Raw genomic sequence first — 21,791 nt, 5'->3', positions numbered from 1 at the left:
TTGCCGGAACCCTGAGACAAGGGCGACAGATGTCAGTTTTGCAGCGCAAAGCGCAGGCGGGAAAACAGGAACATCAGGCGCGGTCTGTGACCGTGCCCAAAGCTGTGCGGCTGAGCATGGCGAAGGTCGCGGACGATCTCTTTGACATGGCGCTTGCCGTGATCGCTGTGTCTCAGGACAGCTTCGAAGGCGATAGTCTTCAGGAACTGGTAGAAGAGGACACCATGCTGATCCTGCTGGACGGGCCGGATGGATCCACAGCGGGCATTTCCATCGGCATGGGCCTGGTACAGGCGCTGATCCAGCAGCAGACAACCGGTCGGATCATGAAGCTGCCGGATGACCTCACCCGAAAGCCCACATCGACAGATGCCGCTTTGTGCGCACCGCTGATCGACCGCTTCTTTGCCCGCTGTCACGACACCGTGGAAATGCCTGAGGACAAGCGCAGGATACGGCCCTACCGCTTTGGTGCTCGGGCAGAGAACCGGCGCCTGTTCGATCTGGCCCTTGAAGGGGGCGCTTACACCGTTTTGCGCCTGACGCTTGATATTGCAGGCGGTATCGGTCAGGCACCGGTCATTGTGCTGATCCCGGAACCGGATGCAGCCGGTGAACCGCTTCCCGCCCACGAAAGTGATGCCATTGAGCCGCCTGCGCTGCGAACGCTTGAAAAATCCGTTATGGAGTTGCCGGCGGACCTGACGGCTGTGCTGACCCGCATCCGGTTGCCACTTTCAAAGGCCAGCGCGCTCGCCGCCGGGGATACTCTGAAAATCCCGGCGGATGCTTTCGACAGTGTCTCGCTGGTGACCGGCCAGGGTGATGTGATCGCAAAGGGGGCCATGGGCCAGATTGACGGATACCGCGCGCTTCAGCTTGAGCAGCCGACGCCGGGCAAAAGTGCCAGGCAAAAGCTGGATATGGAGGGGCTGCCGGATGCCGGGCCGGCGATGGGCGGTGGTGCCGCGGATGCTGGTCTGCCGGATATGTCAGCTTTGCCTGGTGATGATCTGCCGGACCTTCCCGATCTACCGGATATCGAACTGTCGCCTGAAACCGACTTTTCCGAAGCAATGCCGGAAAGTCTGCCCGACCTGCCGGATCTTCCTGATCTGCCGGGTGAAGGTGCAGAGCCGGGCGATCTGCCTGATCTTCCTGATCTGGACGGAGATGGCCTGCCGGAGCTTCCGGACCTTGATGATCTGCCGGATCTTGGGGATCTTCCCGATCTTGAGGATTTGCCAAAGATGAATACGGCCTGAGGCCCGATCCGGGATCAGCCCGCCAGGCTGATCAGTGTGTCCCGCATCCCTGACAGATCGTAACCACCCCGCCGCGCGGCTTCTATTATTTCGTCTGCGTCCATTCCACCGGCCGAGCCCAGAGCCCATGCGATGGTTGAGCGGGTGCCCGAGGCGCAATAGGCGACAACCGGACCGTCGCACCCGCAGATCAGGTCATTGTTCCGTGCAATGACATCAGGTGTCATCGTGTAGTGCGTCAGCGGCTGTTCGACAAAGCGCATACCGGCAGCCTCTGCCGCCGCGCGCAGATCCGCAGCGCGGTACCCGGGCGGTACTTCCTCATCGGGGCGGTTGCAGAGAATGAGTTCAATTCCGGCCTCTTTCAGGGCAGGAATGTCTTCGCAGGTCAGCTGAGGTGCCGCGAAGAATGTCGGGGTGATCTGCCGGATATCCATGAACGAAGGATTAGGACAGCCCGGCGGAGGTGTCCAGATGCCGGCGCACAGGAGGTGCCGCCAACATGCCTGCTGAAATGGCGGCAAGGAAGACAAGGCCCCCGATACCACCATAGGTCAGCGATGCCATCGCAGGCCCGGGACACAGGCCAACCAGACCCCAGCCCATGCCGAAAAGCACCGCACCTGTAATGAGCTGCCTGTCCGGGCCGCCACCCGGCGGCGGTGGAAAGCTGCCGCCGTTCCGGGGGCTGCGACCGGGTGTCAGACGCCAGGCAATGGCCATCGGCACAAGCGCGCCACCCATTACAAACATCAGGGTCGGATCCCATACTCCGGTAATATCAAGAAATCCCTGAACTTTTTTTGTGTCCGTCATGCCGGAGATATAGAGGCCGATACCAAACAAAGCGCCGCAGAGTGCAGCCGTGAGAATGCGCATGTCAGAGCCCTCCCAGAAACCGAAGCGTGGCCACCGTGATCATCCCGGCAGCAATGAATGTTACGGTTGCCAGAATGCCGCGCAGGCTGAGCCTTGAAATACCGCAGACGCCGTGGCCCGACGTACAGCCATTTCCGATGCGCGTGCCGAGACCGACGAGCAGCCCTGCGGCGATGATCAGAAAAACGTTACCGGTCAGGCCTGTTTCCGCCGGCGTTGGATCGGCAAGCCGCAAAAGGGCAGGTGCCGCGATCAGCGCAGCCACAAACGCAAGCCGTTCCATCCGGTCCTGACGAGCGCTGCCGTCGACCAGACCGCCCAGAATGCCGCTGGCGCCCATAATCCGGCCGTTCCCGAGAAGATAGAGCGCCGCAGCGCCACCAATCAGAAGCCCGCCGAGAGCCCCTGCGATCCAGTCTGTCATCAGTAGTTCCTGCTAAATTTTGTTCAGTGGTACTTTGAGCATCACATCCCCATGCTCGTCCGGTTCGGGCATTTGCCCCGCGCGCATATTCACCTGCAGCGATGGCAGAATGAGACGCGGCATGCCCAGCGTTGCATCGCGGGCTTCGCGCATTTCGACAAAACTGTTCTCGTCGCGGCCGTCTCCGATGTGGACGTTCGCGGCTTTCTGGGCGCCCACGGTCGTCTCCCAGGCGAATTCCTCGCGACCCGGCGCCTTGTAATCGTGGCCCACGAAAATACGCGTTTCATCCGGCAGGGAGAGAATTTTCTGGATCGACTGATAAAGGTCATGTGCCGAACCGCCCGGAAAATCGCAGCGGGCTGTGCCGAAATCAGGCATGAACAGCGTATCGCCGACAAAGGCCGCGTCCCCGATGACATAGGTCATGCAGGCGGGCGTATGGCCCGGTGTGTGCAGCACATCGACGCGCATTTGCCCGATGTGAAAGGAAGATCCTTCCTCGAAAAGAGCGTCAAACTGGCTGCCGTCGCGCTGAAACTCAGTGCCTTCATTGAACACTTTCCCAAAGGTATCCTGCACCGTTGTGATCTGTGCACCTATCCCGATTTTTCCGCCCAGACGTTCCTGCAGATAGGGTGCGGCAGACAGGTGGTCCGCGTGAACATGGGTTTCCAGAATCCATTTCAGTTGCAGTCCCTTTTCGCGCACAAAGGCGATCACCCGATCTGCTGAGGCGGTGTCTGTCCGGCCGGCGGCCTGATCAAAATCCAGAACCGAATCCACAATGGCACAGGTACTCCCATCGGGGTCCTGTACGACGTAGCTGACGGTGTTGGTGGCTGTATCGAAAAATGCCGTGACGTCCGGTGACATGCGCGCGCTCCTCTGATCCTGCATCAGCATAGGTCCGATGCCTGTCAGAGCGCAAGCGCCGTATCAGCCCAGAAAGATACCGATAATGACAAGCACAAGCCCGATCACGGACAGAAACAGGGCGCCAAGGTTCAGGGGCAGGGCCCGGCGCAGGACGGTCCGCATCTCTTCGTCCGCAAGCCGCGCGCGGCGGGCACGGGCAACGTAGACGATGCACCATATGAGACCGGCAAGGCCCAGTAGTGACACGCCGGCACCCGTCCAGATAATCACGTCAAAAATGGTTGTGTCGTCGCCTGTGTTCATGCGCAGGGGCTACTGAAAAGTGCCCGGCTTGGCAAGGCCGCATCCTGGTGGGGGGAAGCATGGCAAACCTGCTTGCAGCACCGGGGGCAGGGGAGTAGGCAGGCTGCGGACATTTATTCACCAGGAGCGCAGCATGAGCGATACCGCAACCGACCCTTCCGCCCCCGAGACACAGGCAGATGCCTCGTATCGTGCGTCTTCCGGCGAACTGAGGCAGTTTGTTGAGCGGATCGAGCGACTGGACGCTGAGAAAAAAGACATCGCTGAGCAGCAGAAAGAAGTGATGGCCGAGGCCAAGGCACGCGGCTACGACACCAAGGTGCTGCGCAAGGTGATTGCGCTGCGCAAGCGTGACGCGGACGACATCGCCGAAGAAGAAGCTGTTCTGGAAATGTACAAGGAAGCGTTGGGCATGACGTGACGGCGGCTGGCGCTGTGCCGCATAGGGCTGTCGTTTTCGATCTGGACGGGACGCTGGTACACAGCGCGCCGGATCTGCATGCCGCCGTCAATGCAGCGCTCCGTGACCACGGGCGGGCTGCCGTAACGCTCGACCAGGTCATCAGTTTTATCGGAAATGGTGTCAGCAAACTGGTGGAGCGCGCACTGATTGCCACCGGAGGGGTGACACCGGAGCTGCACACCGCGGCGCTGGACCGGTTTATGGAAAGCTACAACGCTGACATGACGCGGCTTACGGAACCTTACCCTGGTGTCATGGCCTGCCTGCAGGCGCTGAAGGACCGTGGCGTGCCCATGGGGCTCTGTACAAACAAGCCCGAAGACCCCGCGAGGCACATCTGCGATGTTCTGGGGCTCAGCCCGTATCTCAGTGTGATCGTGGGCGCACGGCAGGGTGTTGCGCACAAACCCGATCCCGAACCGCTGCTGTCGTGCATTGCGGAACTGGGCGCGACGCCGGCGGACACAGTTTATGTGGGCGACAGCGCAGTGGATTGCGAAACTGCCCTGAGGGCCGGTGTTCCGTTCCGTTTCTTTACCGGCGGATATCTCAATTCAGAGTTGCCGCCATTGTCTGATGATCAGCGTTTCGACAGCTGGCGGGATCACGGTCTCTGAACCGGTTCACCGGGTCAGGTTTGCCGGAACAGCCGCCCGGGCGCGTCGTGGAGCGGGGCGCCGCCAGCGCTGCGGCTCATATGCCACGCGAGCACCTGATTGCTGCTGAGAACCGGCAGGCCCAGCCGGTCTTCGAGATCATCAATAATGCTGAACGTCCGCAGGTTGGTGCAGGACAGAAAAACGGCATCGGAGGGTGCCCGGGACGCAGTTTCCAGCGCCGCAGCGTGGATAGATGCCGGGTCAATCCGGGCGACCCGTTCTTCAACTTCTTCGCCAAAAGACAGCGTTGCCGGAACGCGCAGCCCGTTTTGTTCAAAAGCCTCTTTGATCCTGTCCGCAACAGACGCCACATAAGGGGAAACAACCGAAACGGATGACGCGCCGACGGCCCGGAAGGCGGCCAGCGCGGCGGTGAGCGGATCGGTAACCTGTGGCGTACGGGCGTTGGCCGACACCTGCGCGGCGACGGTTTCGGGGCCGATCAGCGTGGCACCAGAGGTGCAGCAATAGCCGATAACGTCAAATTCGGCGGCGTCCGGGAGCAGGCTTGCTGCGGCAGGCAGCGCCTCGCGCATGGACAGCAGCGTCTCGGGCGTCACATCCGCGCCGCTTGGAATGCGCGTGACGTACAGAGCGGTTTCGGGTGGTCGGAAAACCTGCCGGAAGTCTTCCTCAATCGTTTCATCGGTTTTCAGGACGATCAGCCCGAGCGTTGCGCGGCGTCCGGCCGGCTCACTGAGGCGGTAGGGAAAGTTCTCCATACCTTACCCCAAAACCGGCAGTTCGGCAGCGGCCCTGCGGTTGAGCAGTTCCGGGCCGCTGGCGCGCAGTACGATGTTTTCCTCATGCACCATCATCCGCCCCGGGGCGATGACCGCGCCGGGTTCTACGGTCAGGACCATCCCCTCGCGCAGTTCGGTATGATCGGCGGGAATGAAAGACGGCCACTCCGTCAGCGTGACCCCCAGACCATGCCCCAACCGTCCGCCGCCGGGCTGAACGCCTGACTTTTCCAGCGATCCGGTCAGCATCCGGTGCGCGTCCGCGGCCGTCATGCCGGGTCGCAGGTCCTGCAGCACTGTTTCGGTCGCCGCATAAAGCGCGTCATAGGTACGGCGGGCCTCATCCCCGGCTTCCCGGATCGCAAAATTCCGGTCGAAGTCGCAGAAATAGCCGCCCTTTACCGCGCCGGTGTCGAGCATCAGTACGTCACCGCGCACAAGCGGCCGGTGCGGCGCCGGAGAGATGACATCGCGATAGCCACCGCGCCCCGCACCCCCGGCAACATAGCTGACCCAGTCCGCACCTGCCGCCAGCAGGGCGATCTGAAAATCGCTGAAAATCTGGTCCAGAGGAATGCCGCAGCCGGCAATGTCGCCGATCTGTGCAAAGGCCGCGTCGGCGACCCGACAGGCGGCGCGGATGCGCTCCACCTCCGCGTCTGATTTGATCTCGCGCACCCGCTGGATCACGTCTGTCGCGTCCACGATCCGGCGTGGTGTGAGCTGCGCGATCACATGCTGAAAATCTGCCATCGGCATGCGCAGGGCGGTCTCAGCGCCCATCGGCACGCCAAGGCGGCCACTTTCCGGGATCACAGAACGAAGCGTCTCGGCCAGAAGCGAGACGCCGTCATCGCCCGGCGTTGGCGCGTCCCAGGTCCTGATATCACGCAGCCAGGTCTGTGACATCAGATCCAGCCCGATCGAAGGGATCACGGCAATGGGCGCGCCCCGTGCCGGGACAACAACAAACCAGGGCCGTGCGGGGCTTTCCCAGAAACGGGTCAGAAATCCGGTCACGTAGAAAATATCCGCCGCACCCGTGAGCAGCAGCGCATCCGTGTCGGCCGCCCGCAACCTTGTCTGCAGGGCTTCGACCCGCGTGCGAAACTCGCTGTCAGGGAAGCGCGCGGCTGTTTCAGCCATCTTCCGGGCCTTCGCTCAGGATGGCCAGAACGGTCGAACTTCCATTGCACCCGGGCACACCGGACAGCAGGGCTGCGAGCCCTGCACCGCCTGAGGGCGTCGTTTCAAAGCCATGGTCTGCGAGCGCTTGTATGCCGTCTCGGGCCTCATCCTCGGTGATCGTAACAAAATGGTCTGCATCCCGCGCCAGCCCTTCGAGTGCCACGAGCGACGGGGTCTTGCAGTCCAGCCGCCCCATCGACGAGACCGGTCCCTCGGTATCGAGCAACTCTCCCGCACGCACGCTTTCTGCCAGGGCAGGGGCGGCTTCAGGTTCAACAACAATTAGGACAGGGCTGTCGCCCCAGACGGCGCGGAAATGCGCCGCCAGAGATGCGGCCAGACCACCGACACCAGCCTGCAGCAGAATAACATCCGGGGCCGCGGCCATTTCGTCCGTGATCTCTGCGGCCATCTGGAGATACCCCTCCATCACCGCAGTGGGCCAGGTGGTGTAACCGGCCCAGGAACTGTCCGAGAGAAGTTGCCAGCCGTTTTCAGCGGCGGCGTCTTCGGCAGCCTGCATGCTTTCCTCATAGGTGCTTCCCGCGCGAACGACACGCGCGCCGGTCGCTCTGAGACGCCCGGCAAAGGCTTCGGGCACAGTGTCAGCAAGATAGATCACCGCGAGAGCTCCAAAAATGCGTGCTCCTGCCGCAACGGACAAACCGTGGTTGCCCGCACTGGCCGTCACATAGACCCGGCCGGCGAGCGCATCGTCCCAGTCGCCGGTGCGCAGACGCTGCGCATCTGCTGCAATCGCATAGGCAGCGCCGAGCGCCTTAAAGCTGCCGAGGCCCATGCGACCACGTTCATCCTTGATCAGAACCGATCCGACACCCGCGGCGTCGGCCACAGACGGCGCAATGGCGAGCGGCGTCGGCGCATGTTTCGGACACAGCGCCAGCAGGGCAGCGACCGCGTTGTGATCCGTCGACGGAAACTCCCTCGGATCGCTGAGCGGCGCAGGCAGCCCTGTGCCGCGGAACGGATTGGATAGCGATCTGACCACGCTGGACCCCCTGCTTTCTGGCCGCATCTGCTCGAGGAATGCAGCTCCCCGGATCACTGTCACCGCAGAACGCATAAAAAGCTACAGTTTTCGCAAACCTTCTGCGCGTGCCGGTGCCGCATTGGATTTCACAGGCCGCGGCCTAGGTTGCAGCACGAACAGCAGGAGAGGCTGATTTGTCGGAATTCAGACACATACCAAAAGGCATTCCTGTGCCGGGCACGCGTCTGGCGCGGATGTCGCGCCTTGGTGGCATGGCGCTGGGTGTTGCGGGAAATTTCGCGGTGAACGGAGGCCGGGAATGGCTGGGCGGTGGCCGTCCACGTATGGAGGAATTGCTGCTCACACCTGCAAACCTGGTGCGGGTCACCCGCCAGCTGGCACATATGCGGGGTGCCGCGATGAAGATGGGCCAGCTGCTGTCCATGGAAGGCGGTGATTTTCTGCCGCAGGAGCTTGCGGATATTCTGGGTCGGCTGCGCAATGACGCCCATTTCATGCCGCCGAAACAACTGAAGTCGGTTCTGTCCCGGAACTGGGGGCCGGATTTCACCCGCCGGTTCCGGCGGTTTGACGTGCGTCCCATTGCGGCGGCCTCCATCGGCCAGGTCCACCGCGCGACGACGCGCGACGGCCGGGACGTGGCTGTGAAAGTGCAATACCCCGGGGTCAGGCGCAGCATCGACAGTGATGTGGCCAACGTGGCGCTGCTGCTGCGGATGTCGGGGCTGGTGCCTTCGGAGCTGGACCTCGACCCACTGCTGAAGGAGGCCTGCCGGCAACTGCATGAAGAGGCCGATTATGAGCGTGAGGGCCGTATGCTGGCGCGCTTTGGGGACCTGCTGGACCGTGATGATGATCTGGCAGTGCCGCCATTCCACAGCGACCTGACCACCGGAGAAGTGCTCTGCATGGGATTTGCGCCGGGTGTGCCGGTGGATCAGCTGACCGACCAGCCTCAGGAGGTGCGTGATCACGCAGTGAGCGTTCTGATACGTCTGATGATGCGCGAGATATTCGGTTTTGGTCTGATGCAGACCGATCCTAATTTTGCCAACTATGCGTGGGATGCCGAAAACCAGAAGGTTGTCCTGCTGGATTTCGGAGCGAGCCGGGAGATCCCGGCTGATCTGGTGGCGGGCTACAGAGAGTTGCTGCGCGCAGGCCTGGAAGGGAACCGAAAAGGTGCATTGGAGCAGCTGGGGTCCATCGGATTTCTTGCTGCGGACACAAAGGACGCGCATGCAGATGCGATCTGGAAGATGTTCGACATGGCCATGGAGCCGCTCCGCGCGGGTGGTGTTTTCGACTTCGCTGCCAGCGATCTGGCGCAGCGCCTGCGGGCCGCAGGCATGGAGTTTGCAGCACAGGGCGACTACTGGGTCGTGCCGCCGGCGGATGCGCTCTTTCTGCAGCGCAAGATCGGCGGAATGTTCCTGCTGGCCACGCGTCTGAGGGCGCGTGTGGATCTTGATGCGGTGCTGGATGCGGCCTGAACAGCATGCGGGTCGCGTCAGAATGCCGCGACACTGATCCTGCCGGCCTGCTCCTGCGTATTCTTTCGAAAAAGGAGACAGCTATGCAGAAACCAGGCAACGGATCCGGCGAAACCATTCTGATCCTGGACGATGATCTGGCCTTTCGTGAGCGGCTCGACAAGGCGATGGTGCGCCGGGGGTTCGGCACGCTCTGCGCGGGCAGTGTGGCTGAGGCGCGTGAGATCATCGCACAGGGCAGGGTGGATTATGCGGTGATTGATCTGCGGCTCGAAGATGGGAACGGGCTGGAGATAGTCGCGTTGCTGCGTCAGCGCTGGCCGTCTGCGCGCGCCGTTGTTCTGACCGGTTACGGCAATACGCCCACAGTAGTGGCGGCGATCAAGGCAGGCGCGGTGGATTACCTTTCCAAGCCCGAAGGCGCCGATGAAATCGTGGCCGCGCTCAAAGCACCACGAAACGCGCAACCCGCACCACCCGAAGCCCCGATGACCCCGGATGAAGCGCGCATTGCGCATATCGAGACAGTTTTCGACTCAGCCGGGCGTAACGTATCGCGGGCAGCGCGGTTGCTGAACATGCACCGCAGAACCCTGCAGCGCATTCTGAAACGACATCAGGAAGGTGAAGATATCTCGGCGTGACCGGACCTGACGGGATGACGCAACCGCCGTGGCGGCGACTGGTGGATCTGGTCGCGGGACTGCGCAGCACGCCGCCCGGGCTGGGGCGGATCCTTCCCGCGGCCCTTATGGGGCTTGTGTGCCATGTGTTCTTTGCAGTGGCCGTCCTGGCCATGATTGCCGTGATGTACTCAGGCATGACCCTGGGACAGGGGCGCCTGACCGGCTGGCAGGCCGTGGTGGCGAACCTCCTGCTCATTATGCAGTTCCCTGTTGTACACTCCGCACTGTTGTCGCCCGCCGGATCAAAACTGCTCGGCGCGTTCTGGCCCGGAAGGCATGGCCGCGCGATGTCGAGCACGACTTTTGCGGTGATTGCCGCGGCACAGCTCGCAGCGCTGTTCCTGCTCTGGTCGCCCAGCGGGGTAGTCTGGTGGCAGGCGGAAGGCCCGGTTTTCTGGGGCATAACGGTGCTCTATGCGCTTTCATGGGGGCTGCTGATCCGCGCCAGTTACGATGCAGGCGCAGAAGTACAGTCCGGTGCGCTGGGCTGGATGTCAGTCGTGCAGAACCGCACGCCGGTCTATCCCGACATGCCGGTGACCGGCCTTTTCCGTGTCGTCAGGCAACCGATTTACCTGTCTTTTGCCATGACATTATGGACCGTGCCGGTCTGGACGCCTGACCAGCTTGTACTGGCCCTTGTTCTGACAACCTACTGTGTCGCCGCTCCGCGTTTGAAAGAAGCACGGTTCAGGCGCCGGTATGGCGAACGCTTCGACAATTACCGCGAGCAGGTGCCATATATATTGCCCCGGCTGAAGCGCGGGAAAGGCATGCGCAGCTGACGCGCGCGCTCACTCACCGATGCGCCGGCACGTCTGCCGGACATTCAGACGGATGGCGCAGTCGATCCGGATTGTCTGCGCCGTATGCCCGCCAATGATGGCGGCAAGCTGCTGGCCGGCAAGGTGGCCGATTTCGCGGGCCGGCAGCCGGACCGTTGTGAGCGCTGGAGTCATTTCCTCTGACCCGCGAAAATCACCTATTCCGATGATCGACAGATCCTCAGGTACTTTCAGGCCCAGCTCTGTCGCCCGGTAAAGGGCTCCCGCAGCAAGCACGTCATTCCCACACAGCAGGGCAGTGGGCCTGTCTGGCCTGCGCAACAGACCGGTGACCGCGTCCTTTGCCTCCCGCAGGCTGTAGAGCGCCTGGGCGGACATATCTGCTTCCGGCCGGATGCCGGCAGCTTCCAGGGTACGCATCGCGCCCTCAAACCGGCCCCGTGCACGGTCATTTTCCTGCCGCGGCGGGAATAACAGGCCAATATTGTGGTGCCCGTGGTCCAGCAGGCACTGCGCGGCCAGCTGTCCGGCCAGGGCATTGTCTGAGCCGACACAGGACAGGCGCGAAGCCGGATCGTGGTTCCACATGGAGATCGCGGGTGTGCCGTTGCTTTCCAGAAGCTGATAGGTCTCCTCAGAGTGATCCTGTCCGATCAGCGCCACGCCGTCCACACGGTGTTCAAGGAATTTGCGTACAACGGCATATTCCTTTTCCAGGTCGTATCCGTGACTGGCCACGAGGATCAGAAAGCCCTGTTCCTCAACGGACTGCGAAAAGGCATGGATCAGTTCTGCAAAGATTGTGTGGTCAATGGTCGGCACCACAAGACCGATCGTTCCGCTGCGGATACCATGCATCGTCTGCGCTGCCCGGTTGCGGATATAGCCAAGATCCCGGATAGCGCGGTCGATCTTCTTACGGGTTGCGGGTTTGACCTGACCGGGGTGATTCAGGCTGCGGGAAACCGTCGAAATAGAGACGCCTGACCGCTTCGCTACAGCGAAAATATCCACCTTTTTCTTATTTTTATCAGACACCTGACAGGCCTTTTCAAAGAAATAATGAAAACATTTGCAAAACTATTTTCATTGCTTACGGTTTTAAGTCAAGAGCCAGAGGCCCCGGGGAGAAACTGTGGAATTCATCTTCTATTTCGGTGACGTATTCACGCCGGTGAATTTCGGTCTGCTGCTGCTCGGAACGATCGGTGGACTGATCCTTGGGGCGACGCCCGGGCTCTCGCCGACGATGGCGGTGGCGCTTCTCATTCCTTTTACGTTCCAGCTGGAAGCCGCTCAGGGGCTTATTCTGCTGGGCGCTGCCTATACGTCGACGGTGGCTGGCGGCGCAGTGTCTGCCATTCTGCTGAAAATACCCGGCGCACCGGCCAATATCGCCACGACGCTCGACGGCCATACGATGGCGCAGAAAGGCGAGGGAGCGCGCGCGCTTCAGCTGTCCTTCCTGTCGTCCGCTGTTGGCGGCATTTTCGGCGTGCTTCTTCTGATTTTCCTGACACCTGTGCTGGCGCGCTGGGCGCTTGCCTTTGGGCCCAGCCACCTGTTCTGGCTGGCCATCCTCGGCGTGACCGTAATCGGATCGCTCGACTCGCGCTCGGTGGTCAAAGGGCTGCTGTCGGGGTGCATTGGTCTGTGGCTTGCCACCATAGGCTTTGACGACATCATGGGCGCGCAACGGTTCATTTTCCATCCCGCACTCGGAGGCGGCATCAACATCATCGCCGCGCTGATCGGCCTGTTTGCCATCCCGCAGGTCATCACGATGTTTGCCCGTGGACGCCGTCGCGATGACGCGGAAGTCATTAAGGTGCACAAACACCCGATCGGCGCAGCCGTCTCGGAACTGGCGCGCACCCGCCGCGCGATGGGCATTGGCACGCTCACCGGCTCTGTGATCGGTCTGATCCCCGGCGTGGGCGGACAGATTGCGGGGCTGGTGGCCTATGATCAGTCCAAAAAGTTCAGCCCGGATCGTGAGAAATTCGGCACGGGACATCCTGAAGGCCTGGTTGCGGCGGAATCCGCGAACAACGCCATGGTTGGCCCGTCGCTGGTGCCACTGCTGACGCTGTCCATTCCGGGCTCACCCACGGCGGCCGTACTGCTCGGCGGGCTGCTGATCCACGGCATTTTCCCGGGCACCGATCTTTTTGACAATCACCCGGATGTTGCATGGACCTTCATCAATTCGATGCTGATCGGTCAGGTTCTGATGTGCATCTTCGGCCTCTATGTGGCCGGCATGGCAGCAAAGGTCGCGCAGGTGCCGCAGAGTGTGATGGCCGCGGTGGTTCTGGGCCTTGCAGTCTTTGGAAGCTATTCCGTGCAGTCCAGCATGGGGGATGTCTATGTCATGGCCTGGCTAGGCGTGATGATGTATTTCCTGGAACGTTTCGGTTTTTCGGCGGCACCGCTGGTGCTGGGCCTCATTCTCGGACCGATCGCTGAGGCGAACTTTATCCAGGGCAGCATGATCGCAAATGCGACCGACGGCATGATGCCATACTTTTTTGGCGGGTCACTTAATCTGTTCCTGATCGTTGTTGTGATTGCGTCGGTGTTCTACTCGGCATGGATGGAGCTGCGCAGCCGCCGTTACACCTCGAAAGAGGAGATCATCGCATGAGTGATATGAGCCTGCCACGCGTCCAGCACATCGTCGGTTCAGGGGTTGTGGCCGCTGTCGGGATCTGGGTCACCTGGGTCAGCTATACGCAGCAACCTTCTGAAGCGTTCCTGTTCCCGCGTCTGATCTCGACAGTCTTTGTCGTGCTCGCACTGTGGACGTTTTTCAAAGCCTGTCTGGGCTGGACCAAAGTGGGCAACGGAATTTCCGCGCGGCAGCTGACCAGCCTGGCCCCGGGGCTTGTGATTGCGCTGATCTATATCTTCTGGGCGGCAAAAGCGCTGGGTTTCTACACAGCCACTACGCTCGCCTTTTTCGTTTTGCTGAGCCTCTACGATCCCGCCCCGCACGGGCAGGTCAGATCGTGGGTCCAGCGTGTGATCATCACGGCCTGTTTTATGGCCGTTATGTACGGTCTCTTCGCGGTGTTGCTCAAGGTGTACACACCGCGTGAGATCCTTTTCTGAACCGCGCAAAGCGGCAGAATTCTGATGGGAGGAATAAACATGAAGAAACTACTGGCCGGGGCGGCGATCGCCCTTGCGGGCCTGGCGACCACAGCGGTTGCAGACGGTCACGCCAACTATCCTGAGCGTCCGATCATGATGATGGTCAGCTATGGTGCCGGAGGCGCCACTGATTTTCAGGCACGCATCGTGACGATGACGGCGGGCAACGAGGATGCACTGGGCATGCCGATTGCCATTCTGAATAAACCCGGGGCCGGGGGCCGTGTCGGCTGGAACTGGCTGGCATCTCAGGCGGAATCGGACGGGTATACGCTGGGGGCCTACAACATCCCGCATTTCATCGCACAGTCGATCAAAGGTGGTGTTGAATATTCGGCTGACAGCTTTGAGCCGATTGCAAACTGGGGTGCCGATCCGGCGGTCCTGGTGGTTGGCGCAGAAAGCGAGTTCAACACGCTGCAGGATGTCGTTGATTTCGCGTCTGCCAATCCCGGCAAGCTGACTACATCCGGCGCAGGTCTTTTTGTGGGTCACCACATTGCTGCGCTGCAGATGGAGAAGGCGGGCGGTTTCAAGATGGCCTATATCCCCACCAAAGGTGGCGGAGCCGCCGCGATGAAAGCTGTCATCGCCGGTGAGGTTATGGCCGGGATCAACAACCTGAGCGATGCATTCCGGGCGCGCGAGGCCGGAAATGTGAAGATCCTTGCGGTGGCTGATCTGGAACGCAATGAGTTCCTGCCGGATGTGCCGACCATGATGGAAGGCGGTCTTGACGTGGACAACTCGTCAGTGAACTTCCGCGGGATCATGGTGCCCAAGGGGACACCGCAGGGCGTGATCGACAAGCTGGCGGAAACCGTGCCGGCGATGTTCGAAAACAAACGGGTTGCGGGCAAGATGAAGGCCGGTGGATCGCCGATGCACATCATGAAGCGTGACGAAGTGCTCGAGATGTGGGCTGCCCGTGAGGTCACCCTCAAAGAACTTCTTGCCGGTCTCTGACCCGGTGCTGCTCCACCCCGTCCGCGGGGTGGAGCCTGTGACACAGGAAATCTGACATGAACGCCCAGGATGATCTTGCCGAAACTGACGCCGTTGTTGCCCGTGCCAGGGCTGCGCAGCGCGCCTATGAGGCGAATGGTTCGCAGGAACGGTATGACCGTGCCGCGCAGGCAGCGGCCTGGGCCATTGTGGAACCGGACCGTAACCGTCATCTGGCAGAACTGGCGGTAGAGACGACCGGTCTTGGCAATGTGCCTGACAAAATTCTGAAAAACCATCGCAAAACACTGGGTCTGATGCGCGATATCGCGGGCCGGAAAACATGGGGGGTGATCGACGAAGACACGGAAACCGGGATCACCCGGATTGCCCGCGCCATGGGCGTGATCGGGGCGGTTGTGCCGTCAACCAACCCTGCGGCGACACCTGCCAATAACATCATCAACGCGCTGAAATGCGGCAATTCGATTGTGCTGTCGCCGTCGCCCAAAGGTGTGCCGGCCTGTGTAGAGCTGATCGACTTCGTACATCGGGAGTTCCGTAAAATTGGCGAAGACCCCGATCTGGTGCAGATGGTCCCGGGAAAGGGCAGCAAGGAAAAAACCCAGAGGCTGCTGGAAACCACCGATCTGATTGTCGTGACCGGATCGCAGAACAATGTGAAACGCGCCTATACCTCCGGCACGCCAGCCCTGGCTGTTGGTGCAGGCAACGTGACCGTGATCGTGGACGAGACCTGCGATCTTGATGCAGCTGCAGAGAAAATTCGCGCCTCCAAGACCTTTGACAACGCCACTTCATGTTCTTCTGAGAATGCGCTGATCGTTGTGGACGCAGTCTATGATGACTTTCTGGCCGCGATGGCCCGTGCCGGCGGCGCGGTCGTGCGGGATGAGGCTGCGGTGGAAGCAGCACTGTGGCCCGGTGGGCATCTGAACAGAGACGTCATTGCGCAGGATGCCGACGTTATGCTCGCCGCACTTGGTCTGGCGGACCAAGTCCCCGCAGGCACAGAATACATTGCGGTTGAGACGACAGGGATCGGACCGGATCATCCGCTCTCGGGCGAGAAACTCTCGCGTGTCGCAGCGCTCTACAGGGCCGGGCACTTCGAAGATGCGGTGGCACTGGCGGGCCGCATTCTGGAGCACCAGGGTGCGGGCCATTCTGTCGGCCTGCACACCGGCGTGCATGACCGTGCGATTGTTCTTGGACGCGCGGTGCCGACCTGCCGCGTGATCGTCAATCAGGCCCACTGCTTTGCGACGGGCGGTGCGTTCAACAATGGTATGCCCTTTTCGCTGTCCATGGGCTGTGGGTCCTGGGGCGGCAATTCGATTGATGACAATCTGCACTGGAAACACTTCATGCAGACAACCAAGATTGTGCGGGAAATCCCCGCCAGAGAGCCGGAGCTTGAGGAAATCTTTGGTGACTACTGGGACGCGGCCGGCAGATGAATATGGACCTGCACAACCCGCCCGAAGGTACGGTGCGCGACTGGCTGGAGCATCGTGCGACAGGTGCCCGGATGGCATTTGTCTTCACCGATGGTGCTGAAAATCTGACCTGGACTGAGCTTACCTTTGCAGCGCGGAACATCGCTCTGGGGCTGACTGCGGCAGGGGTGCGCAAGGGCGAGAGCGTTGCCATCCTGCAGCCCAACGGTCGCGAAGGCGTGCTGGCGTTCTTCGGTGCTGTGTACGGTGGGTTCCGCGCGACCATGATCAACCTGGCCGCCGGCAACGATGCAATCGCCTATGCGCTGGATCACTGCGAGGCGCGGATGGCGCTGGTGCATGACAGTGTCGCGGATGTTTTCGAAGCGACGCGGCCTGCGGACATGCAGCACTTTCATCCTTCCGGGGCGCAGAAGTCCGGCGATCTGCACGACATCAGGCCCGGGGATCATGCGTTGCTGATGTATACCTCAGGCACAACAGGGCGACCCAAAGGCGTGGTGCACACGCAATCCAGTCTGCTCGCAGGGGGTGGACTGCAGCTGTGGCGCATGACCTGCAACCGGAAGACCGGGGGTTCTGCGTTCTGCCAATCTGCCATATCAACGGGCTCTGCGTGTCTCTCATGGGGGCACTCTTTTCAGGCGGTTCGGTCGCTATGTGCCCGAAGTTTTCGGCCAGCCGTTTCTGGGATCAGCTGTCCGGGACGCAGGCCACCTGGTTCTCCGTGGTGCCGACGATCATATCGCACCTGCTGCATGGTGATGCGGGGCCGGATGCAGAAACCCGCGCGCGGGTGCGGTTTGCACGGTCTGCCTCTTCTGCGCTGGCGCCGGATGTGCAGACCGCCTTTGAAGATCGTTTCGGGATGCCGGTCGTTGAGACAATGGGCCTGACCGAAACTGCCGCACAGATTCTGTCGAACCCGCTGCCACCGGGTGAGCGCCGGATCGGGTCACCTGGGATCGCCTGGGGAAACGATGTGACGGTGCTGACCCCGCAGATGGCGGAATGTGCGCCGGGCGAGGAGGGCGAAATCGTGGTGCGTGGCCCGAACGTCATGCTCGAGTATCTGAAAAACCCTGATGCCACGGCGGCCACCTTTTATGGTGACTGGCTGCGCACGGGCGATCTGGGACGCCGGGATGCGGACGGGTATCTCTTTGTGACTGGCCGGCTTAAGGAACTGATCATCAAGGGCGGGGAAAACATCGCACCGCGCGAAATTGATGAAGCGCTCTATTCGCATGGGGATGTCATCGAGGCTGCGGCCTTTGCGCGGCCCTGCAAAACTTACGGTGAGCGGGTCGAAGCCGCCGTGCGTGTCCGGGATGGTTCGGGCCTGTCCGACGGTGATCTGATCAGCATCTGCGTAGAGAAACTGGGCAGGTTCAAAGCGCCTGAACGTATCCACTTTCTGCCGGAGCTGCCCAAAGGACCATCCGGTAAGATACAGCGGCTGAAGCTTGCAGATCTGATCTGACCGCTCAGACCGAGCCCTGTATGTCGTTGTTTTCTGACCTGCGGGACACACCGACACCGATCGGTTTGCGCTGGTTACCCGGCAGACGCGGATCAGGGCCCCAGATAGCCTGATAGGTATCGACGGCCATGCCGCGCCGCTGCAAGCGCACAGATGCGACCAGCAGACCCAGCCACCAGAGCACCAGAACCAGCCACATCCAGTTAGGCGCATTTGCCTGCCAGAGACCGGTCAGAATGGCCGCAACAGCTAGGGCAAGGCCGAGGTATCCGGCGGATTTGTGAATGTATTCAAAAGCCAGGCGGCGGGGTGTCATGTCATAGTGATCACCCCGGAGGGTGCCGTCGGGGGCAGGGTCCGTCGGGCCACCTTTGGTGCCACGCAGAATGCCGCCCATGATCTGAACAAGGGCCAGGGCGAGAGCGGACCAGCCCAGCAACGCATGAGGACCAGGGCGATAGATGATGGGTCCTGCGTTCAGAATGAGCCACAGACCCACAAGCATCAGGACGCAGGCGGAATACTGACAGATACGGTGCGTGTTCCACCACAGATGATTGTCCAGGGCCTGCGGCCAGTTCTGGCCGGGCAGAACCTTGAAATAGCGCGCCACGAAAACCCCCAGCGGAGCCAGAATACCCCAGGCCAGCACCATGAGCCTTGCGTGCCAGCTCAGATAGCCACCCACCTCATGGGGCGCACCCGGGTCCATGGGGGCGAGCAGCCACTCCATCATCAGCCCTTGACCGCGCCCGCGGTCATGCCGGTGATAATCTGGCGCGAGGCCACAAAGGTAAAGATGATCGGCGGGATGGCCAGCAGCATGCCCGTCGCCATGATGACACCCCAGTCGATGTCAAACTCAGTCATGGAATTCACGATGGTCACCGGCACAGTACGCGAATTCCGGTCCGCCAGAGCATTAGCCAGCAGGAACTCGTTCCAGGCCACGCGGAAGGTGAAAATCGCCGCTGCAGCCAGACCGGGTTTGATCAGCGGTAGCACCACCAGAAAGAAGACGCCGAAGGGACCGGCGCCGTCCATGCGGGCGGCTTCCTCAAGCTGGATCGGTACCTGAACGATAAAGCTCTGCAGGATCCAGATCACGAAAGGCAGGTTCATCGCGACATAGACGAGGATGATGCCCGCCCGTGTCCCGTCGATCTGAAACTGGAATGTCCAGATGCCGAACACCGGAACAAGCAGGACAGCCGGGGGCACCATGCGCATACCCAGCGTTGCCAGCGACACCGTATCCCGCCCCATAAAGCGGAACCGCACCAGCGCATAGGCCGCCATGCAGCCGATCACCAGCGTCAGGACCGTCGAGACCAGCGCGATGATCAGCGAATTAACCAGCGCCCGCCCAAATGTCTTGTCGCAGTAGTCAATATGAGGCGCCTCATACCACAGGAAATCGCAGAGGGCCGTTTCGTAGTTGCGCAATGTCGGCATAAAGAGCAGCGACGATGTATCCGACATGATGTCGACGTTCAGTTTCAGCGACGTCATCAGCATCATGGCAATCGGTCCGACCGACATCACCACAAGTGCCACGAGCAGGGCATAGAACGCGGGGTTCTGACGGTCGTAGGTCTTGTCAGACATCACACATCCTCCTCGGCGGCCGCGCGCAGACGTGCGGCGCGCACCTCCATCGCTTTGTTGTAAAAGAACATACCGAACGTCAGGACCATCAGCAGGATCAGCAGGAAGTTGGACATGGCCGCAGCCTCGCCCAGTTCCCGGAATTCGGATGCCGTACGCGAGATACGCAGTGAGAGAATTTCAGTGGACAGTCCGGGGCCGCCGTTGGTCAGCACAAGGATCACCTCCAGCACTTTGAAGGCGTCGATGAGGCGCAACAACAGGGTCACAATAAGCACAGGCAGCATCAGCGGCAGCTTGATGTAGACGATCTGCTGCCAGCCGGTGGCGCCATCAATCCGCGAGGCCTCCATGGCCGACTGAGGCAGAGACTGGAGCGCTGCGAGCGACAGAATAAAGATGAACGGGGTCCACTGCCAGACATCGGCAATCACGACTGATGCAAAGGCCCAGCTGCCGTCCGACAGCCACGGCACCGGTTCAAGGCCGAGGGACTTCAGGGTACGGTTAAAGATGCCGACGGTCGGGTGGTACATATAGCGCCACATCAGACCCACAACGATGGGCGCGATCATCATCGGCAGGATAAAGAGGGTGCGCAGCAGGGACATGCCGCGGATGTTCCGGTCGAGCAGGAGGGCGAGACCCACGCCCAGGAACATTTCCAGCGTCACGACGACTGCGGCGAATTTGATCGTGACCCAGAAGCTTTCGAGAAAAGCGGCGTCACTCAGAAGATTGGTGTAGTTGCGCAGGCCGATGAACTCTGCCTCACCGATACGCTGGCTGGGGTTCCAGTCGAGAAAACTGGCGTAGACCATGTAGCCGATGGGATAGAGCAGGGCGATGCCCATGATGATCGCGGCAGGGGCCAGAAAGAGATAGGGGGTCAGCCTGTTGACGTTCGCGGTCTGCATGTCACGGATCCATCGGTGCGGGGTGGGTGTGCCGGGCCGCAGTATGCGCGGCCCGGCGGGGCTCCTGGGAGGGAGACGTTACTGCCAGGTATAGTAGCCGGCCTCATCCATGATGGCGCGGGCACGTTCCGCCACACCGTTCAGGGCTTCCTGCGGGTCCAGGCCTTCGGTCAGAACCTGGCTCATGGTTGTGCCGATGTCGGCATTGATCTTGCCCCATGTGGGGATGATCGGACGCCAGTCGGGGTCTGCGTACTTCAGCGCTTCGCCGAAAGTCGCGGAATAGGGGTATTTGGCGTTCAGCTCTTCGTTCTGATAGGTCGAGAAGCGGGACGGGTTACCGCCTGCCATCGCCACCATCAGGTCACCCTTTTTCGAAGTCAGCCACTGCATCAGCAGGAAGGCGGCCTCTTTGTTCTGGGCGTTTTTCGGAATGGCGATGCCGAAACCACCGGTCTGACTGCCGCGGCGCACACCTTCAGGGTGCAGCGCATAGCCGACTTTGCCAGCGACCTTGGACTTGCTCGGGTCCTCGAAACCAGCGGCAAAGGCGATGGAGTCCATGAACATGGCAGCCTGTCCCTGGCTGAAGGCTGCAGCAGCTTCGGCAGGACCGAATGTCTGGCTGCCCTCGGGGCCGCAGTCCACGATGGTTTTCAGAGCGTTTGCAGCGGCAACACCGGCCTCATTGTTGATGATCGGCTCCCAGCTGTCGTCGAATACCCGGCCGCCAAGGGGGGCAAGGTGCAGCAGGAACGCGTGGCTGGCCTGGTGGCCGGAGGCCGCGCGGGACGCCATACCGCCCATGCCGGGCTCAACTTCGGGGATCTTGCAGGCTGCATCCAGCAGGTCATCGTAGCTTTCCGGCACACCAATGCCGTGCTTTTCAAAGATGTCCTTGCGATAAGCCAGAACTGAGGTCTCGGAGCCGAACGGAATACCGTAAGCCGAGCCCAGCTGACCTGGCAGATAGCCCTTCTGACCACCGGCGACGCCGATGTTTTCAACGTATCCAGAGATCAGGTCGCCCTGGTCATAGTTGGGGTCCGCCAGCGCGGGGTTCATGAAGTACTTCGCAAGGTTTTCCAGCTGATCCGCATAGATGTAGTCAGCTTTCGAGAAAACCACGTAGGCGATCATATCATAGTCGCCCTCGCGCTTGGTCAACTCAAGTGTCTGGCGCTCGCGCATCTTGAGGTACTGAAGCTGGTCCACTTCGACCTCGATCCCGGTTTCCTTGGTGAACTCCGGGATGACTTTCATCATCGCGTTATAGTGCGGGTGGGCGGGCACGTTGATCACCAGCGTCGTGCCGGCATAAGGCGCATATGGCCCACCGTGTCCGTCCGCCAGCGCCATGCCGGCCATTGAAACGGAAACGGCTGTCCCCGTCAGGATTGATTTGAGTGATAGCATTCTTCA

At 61.1% G+C, this 21,791-nt stretch carries 23 protein-coding genes and 1 pseudogene; 11 read left to right on the top strand and 13 right to left on the bottom strand.

What is annotated here, in order from left to right:
- The first annotated feature begins 29 nt into the window (after positions 1-29).
- A complete protein-coding gene (locus tag ACZ1HA_RS10090) occupies positions 30-1,265 on the top strand; it encodes a FliM/FliN family flagellar motor C-terminal domain-containing protein (RefSeq protein ID WP_472713758.1) in 1,236 nt (411 codons plus the stop codon).
- Positions 1,266-1,279: 14 nt separating this feature from the next.
- Here ACZ1HA_RS10090 and ACZ1HA_RS10085 read toward each other — a convergent pair whose 3' ends face one another.
- The 5 genes from ACZ1HA_RS10085 to ACZ1HA_RS10065 all read right to left on the bottom strand — a co-directional run bounded on the left by ACZ1HA_RS10085 (position 1,280) and on the right by ACZ1HA_RS10065 (position 3,750).
- Positions 1,280-1,702, bottom strand: coding sequence for a protein tyrosine phosphatase family protein (locus ACZ1HA_RS10085; protein ID WP_375230645.1), 423 nt, complete (start codon positions 1,700-1,702; stop codon positions 1,280-1,282).
- A 10-nt stretch (positions 1,703-1,712) separates the two neighbouring features.
- Complete coding sequence (locus ACZ1HA_RS10080) at positions 1,713-2,144, bottom strand: DUF6691 family protein (protein WP_472713757.1); 432 nt, start codon at positions 2,142-2,144, stop codon at positions 1,713-1,715.
- Position 2,145: 1 nt separating this feature from the next.
- Complete coding sequence (locus ACZ1HA_RS10075) at positions 2,146-2,571, bottom strand: YeeE/YedE family protein (protein WP_472715317.1); 426 nt, start codon at positions 2,569-2,571, stop codon at positions 2,146-2,148.
- A gap of 9 nt (positions 2,572-2,580) precedes the next feature.
- Positions 2,581-3,444: an MBL fold metallo-hydrolase gene (locus ACZ1HA_RS10070; RefSeq protein WP_472713756.1), complete on the bottom strand. Its 864-nt coding sequence runs from the start codon at positions 3,442-3,444 to the stop codon at positions 2,581-2,583.
- 63 nt (positions 3,445-3,507) lie between these two features.
- Entirely contained in the window at positions 3,508-3,750 is a 243-nt protein-coding gene (locus tag ACZ1HA_RS10065) for a hypothetical protein (RefSeq protein ID WP_472713755.1), read from the bottom strand.
- A gap of 133 nt (positions 3,751-3,883) precedes the next feature.
- Between ACZ1HA_RS10065 and ACZ1HA_RS10060 the strand changes: the two genes are divergently transcribed.
- Both ACZ1HA_RS10060 and gph read left to right on the top strand, forming a co-directional pair.
- Positions 3,884-4,171, top strand: a complete 288-nt coding sequence (locus ACZ1HA_RS10060) for a DUF2312 domain-containing protein (protein ID WP_375230648.1) — start codon at positions 3,884-3,886, stop codon at positions 4,169-4,171.
- Positions 4,172-4,185: 14 nt separating this feature from the next.
- Positions 4,186-4,830: a phosphoglycolate phosphatase gene (gph, locus tag ACZ1HA_RS10055; RefSeq protein WP_472713754.1), complete on the top strand. Its 645-nt coding sequence runs from the start codon at positions 4,186-4,188 to the stop codon at positions 4,828-4,830.
- Positions 4,831-4,844: 14 nt separating this feature from the next.
- Here gph and ACZ1HA_RS10050 read toward each other — a convergent pair whose 3' ends face one another.
- From ACZ1HA_RS10050 to ACZ1HA_RS10040, 3 genes are read right to left on the bottom strand one after another with little or no spacing between them, the layout of a single operon-like run.
- Positions 4,845-5,594 carry a maleate cis-trans isomerase family protein gene (locus ACZ1HA_RS10050; protein ID WP_472713753.1) on the bottom strand — a complete coding sequence of 250 codons (750 nt, stop codon included), beginning with the start codon at positions 5,592-5,594 and terminating at the stop codon, positions 4,845-4,847.
- A gap of 3 nt (positions 5,595-5,597) precedes the next feature.
- Positions 5,598-6,761, bottom strand: coding sequence for a M24 family metallopeptidase (locus ACZ1HA_RS10045; RefSeq protein ID WP_472713752.1), 1,164 nt, complete (start codon positions 6,759-6,761; stop codon positions 5,598-5,600).
- Positions 6,754-7,839, bottom strand: a complete 1,086-nt coding sequence (locus ACZ1HA_RS10040; protein ID WP_472715316.1) for a pyridoxal-phosphate dependent enzyme — start codon at positions 7,837-7,839, stop codon at positions 6,754-6,756. Before ACZ1HA_RS10040 ends, ACZ1HA_RS10045 begins: the two co-directional genes overlap by 8 nt.
- Before the next feature lie 149 nt (positions 7,840-7,988).
- Between ACZ1HA_RS10040 and ACZ1HA_RS10035 the strand changes: the two genes are divergently transcribed.
- The 3 genes from ACZ1HA_RS10035 (at position 7,989) to ACZ1HA_RS10025 (ending at position 10,779) form a co-directional block, all read left to right on the top strand.
- Positions 7,989-9,308, top strand: a complete 1,320-nt coding sequence (locus ACZ1HA_RS10035; protein ID WP_472713751.1) for an ABC1 kinase family protein — start codon at positions 7,989-7,991, stop codon at positions 9,306-9,308.
- An 83-nt stretch (positions 9,309-9,391) separates the two neighbouring features.
- Positions 9,392-9,952: a response regulator transcription factor gene (locus tag ACZ1HA_RS10030; RefSeq protein ID WP_375230654.1), complete on the top strand. Its 561-nt coding sequence runs from the start codon at positions 9,392-9,394 to the stop codon at positions 9,950-9,952.
- A gap of 14 nt (positions 9,953-9,966) precedes the next feature.
- Positions 9,967-10,779 carry an isoprenylcysteine carboxylmethyltransferase family protein gene (locus tag ACZ1HA_RS10025; RefSeq protein WP_472713750.1) on the top strand — a complete coding sequence of 271 codons (813 nt, stop codon included), beginning with the start codon at positions 9,967-9,969 and terminating at the stop codon, positions 10,777-10,779.
- Positions 10,780-10,788: 9 nt separating this feature from the next.
- Here ACZ1HA_RS10025 and ACZ1HA_RS10020 read toward each other — a convergent pair whose 3' ends face one another.
- Positions 10,789-11,817, bottom strand: a complete 1,029-nt coding sequence (locus tag ACZ1HA_RS10020) for a LacI family DNA-binding transcriptional regulator (RefSeq protein ID WP_472713749.1) — start codon at positions 11,815-11,817, stop codon at positions 10,789-10,791.
- 97 nt (positions 11,818-11,914) lie between these two features.
- Here ACZ1HA_RS10020 and ACZ1HA_RS10015 point away from each other — a divergent pair, with 97 nt between their 5' ends.
- The 5 genes and pseudogenes from ACZ1HA_RS10015 (at position 11,915) to ACZ1HA_RS09995 (ending at position 17,844) form a co-directional block, all read left to right on the top strand.
- Complete coding sequence (locus ACZ1HA_RS10015) at positions 11,915-13,426, top strand: tripartite tricarboxylate transporter permease (protein WP_472713748.1); 1,512 nt, start codon at positions 11,915-11,917, stop codon at positions 13,424-13,426.
- Positions 13,423-13,893 carry a tripartite tricarboxylate transporter TctB family protein gene (locus tag ACZ1HA_RS10010; RefSeq protein WP_472713747.1) on the top strand — a complete coding sequence of 157 codons (471 nt, stop codon included), beginning with the start codon at positions 13,423-13,425 and terminating at the stop codon, positions 13,891-13,893. Before ACZ1HA_RS10015 ends, ACZ1HA_RS10010 begins: the two co-directional genes overlap by 4 nt.
- A 39-nt stretch (positions 13,894-13,932) precedes the next feature.
- Positions 13,933-14,901 carry a tripartite tricarboxylate transporter substrate binding protein gene (locus ACZ1HA_RS10005; RefSeq protein WP_472713746.1) on the top strand — a complete coding sequence of 323 codons (969 nt, stop codon included), beginning with the start codon at positions 13,933-13,935 and terminating at the stop codon, positions 14,899-14,901.
- A 56-nt stretch (positions 14,902-14,957) separates the two neighbouring features.
- On the top strand, positions 14,958-16,361 hold the full coding sequence (gene sauS / locus ACZ1HA_RS10000) for an acylating sulfoacetaldehyde dehydrogenase (protein ID WP_472713745.1): 1,404 nt from the start codon (positions 14,958-14,960) through the stop codon (positions 16,359-16,361).
- Positions 16,358-17,844, top strand: a pseudogene (locus ACZ1HA_RS09995) (AMP-binding protein). Before sauS ends, ACZ1HA_RS09995 begins: the two are co-directional and overlap by 4 nt.
- Positions 17,845-17,848: 4 nt before the next feature.
- Here the strand turns inward: ACZ1HA_RS09995 and ACZ1HA_RS09990 are convergent.
- The 4 genes from ACZ1HA_RS09990 to ACZ1HA_RS09975 all read right to left on the bottom strand — a co-directional run bounded on the left by ACZ1HA_RS09990 (position 17,849) and on the right by ACZ1HA_RS09975 (position 21,785).
- A complete protein-coding gene (locus ACZ1HA_RS09990; protein WP_472713744.1) occupies positions 17,849-18,580 on the bottom strand; it encodes a cytochrome b561 domain-containing protein in 732 nt (243 codons plus the stop codon).
- Entirely contained in the window at positions 18,580-19,452 is an 873-nt protein-coding gene (locus ACZ1HA_RS09985; protein ID WP_472713743.1) for a carbohydrate ABC transporter permease, read from the bottom strand. Before ACZ1HA_RS09985 ends, ACZ1HA_RS09990 begins: the two co-directional genes overlap by 1 nt.
- The gene (locus ACZ1HA_RS09980; RefSeq protein WP_375230662.1) at positions 19,452-20,369 is read right to left on the bottom strand and encodes a carbohydrate ABC transporter permease; all 918 of its coding nucleotides are present in this window, start codon (positions 20,367-20,369) and stop codon (positions 19,452-19,454) included. Before ACZ1HA_RS09980 ends, ACZ1HA_RS09985 begins: the two co-directional genes overlap by 1 nt.
- Before the next feature lie 78 nt (positions 20,370-20,447).
- Positions 20,448-21,785, bottom strand: a complete 1,338-nt coding sequence (locus ACZ1HA_RS09975) for an extracellular solute-binding protein (RefSeq protein WP_472713742.1) — start codon at positions 21,783-21,785, stop codon at positions 20,448-20,450.
- Between the last annotated feature and the right edge of the window lie 6 nt (positions 21,786-21,791).

Source organism: Roseobacter sp. S87 (assembly GCF_055693285.1).
This window is presented reverse-complemented; position numbering and strand designations above follow the sequence as displayed.

Bases quoted from the DNA above. Each gene is read 5' to 3' on its own strand.
- ACZ1HA_RS10090 (WP_472713758.1), top strand. From the start codon at position 30: ATGTCAGTTTTGCAGCGCAAAGCGCAGGCGGGAAAACAGGAACATCAG.
- ACZ1HA_RS10085 (WP_375230645.1), bottom strand. From the start codon at position 1,702: ATGGATATCCGGCAGATCACCCCGACATTCTTCGCGGCACCTCAGCTG.
- ACZ1HA_RS10080 (WP_472713757.1), bottom strand. From the start codon at position 2,144: ATGCGCATTCTCACGGCTGCACTCTGCGGCGCTTTGTTTGGTATCGGC.
- ACZ1HA_RS10070 (WP_472713756.1), bottom strand. From the start codon at position 3,444: ATGTCACCGGACGTCACGGCATTTTTCGATACAGCCACCAACACCGTC.
- ACZ1HA_RS10065 (WP_472713755.1), bottom strand. From the start codon at position 3,750: ATGAACACAGGCGACGACACAACCATTTTTGACGTGATTATCTGGACG.
- ACZ1HA_RS10060 (WP_375230648.1), top strand. From the start codon at position 3,884: ATGAGCGATACCGCAACCGACCCTTCCGCCCCCGAGACACAGGCAGAT.
- ACZ1HA_RS10050 (WP_472713753.1), bottom strand. From the start codon at position 5,594: ATGGAGAACTTTCCCTACCGCCTCAGTGAGCCGGCCGGACGCCGCGCA.
- ACZ1HA_RS10045 (WP_472713752.1), bottom strand. From the start codon at position 6,761: ATGGCTGAAACAGCCGCGCGCTTCCCTGACAGCGAGTTTCGCACGCGG.
- ACZ1HA_RS10040 (WP_472715316.1), bottom strand. From the start codon at position 7,839: ATGCGGCCAGAAAGCAGGGGGTCCAGCGTGGTCAGATCGCTATCCAAT.
- ACZ1HA_RS10030 (WP_375230654.1), top strand. From the start codon at position 9,392: ATGCAGAAACCAGGCAACGGATCCGGCGAAACCATTCTGATCCTGGAC.
- ACZ1HA_RS10025 (WP_472713750.1), top strand. From the start codon at position 9,967: ATGACGCAACCGCCGTGGCGGCGACTGGTGGATCTGGTCGCGGGACTG.
- ACZ1HA_RS10010 (WP_472713747.1), top strand. From the start codon at position 13,423: ATGAGTGATATGAGCCTGCCACGCGTCCAGCACATCGTCGGTTCAGGG.
- ACZ1HA_RS10005 (WP_472713746.1), top strand. From the start codon at position 13,933: ATGAAGAAACTACTGGCCGGGGCGGCGATCGCCCTTGCGGGCCTGGCG.
- sauS (WP_472713745.1), top strand. From the start codon at position 14,958: ATGAACGCCCAGGATGATCTTGCCGAAACTGACGCCGTTGTTGCCCGT.
- ACZ1HA_RS09990 (WP_472713744.1), bottom strand. From the start codon at position 18,580: ATGATGGAGTGGCTGCTCGCCCCCATGGACCCGGGTGCGCCCCATGAG.
- ACZ1HA_RS09985 (WP_472713743.1), bottom strand. From the start codon at position 19,452: ATGTCTGACAAGACCTACGACCGTCAGAACCCCGCGTTCTATGCCCTG.
- ACZ1HA_RS09980 (WP_375230662.1), bottom strand. From the start codon at position 20,369: ATGCAGACCGCGAACGTCAACAGGCTGACCCCCTATCTCTTTCTGGCC.
- ACZ1HA_RS09975 (WP_472713742.1), bottom strand. From the start codon at position 21,785: ATGCTATCACTCAAATCAATCCTGACGGGGACAGCCGTTTCCGTTTCA.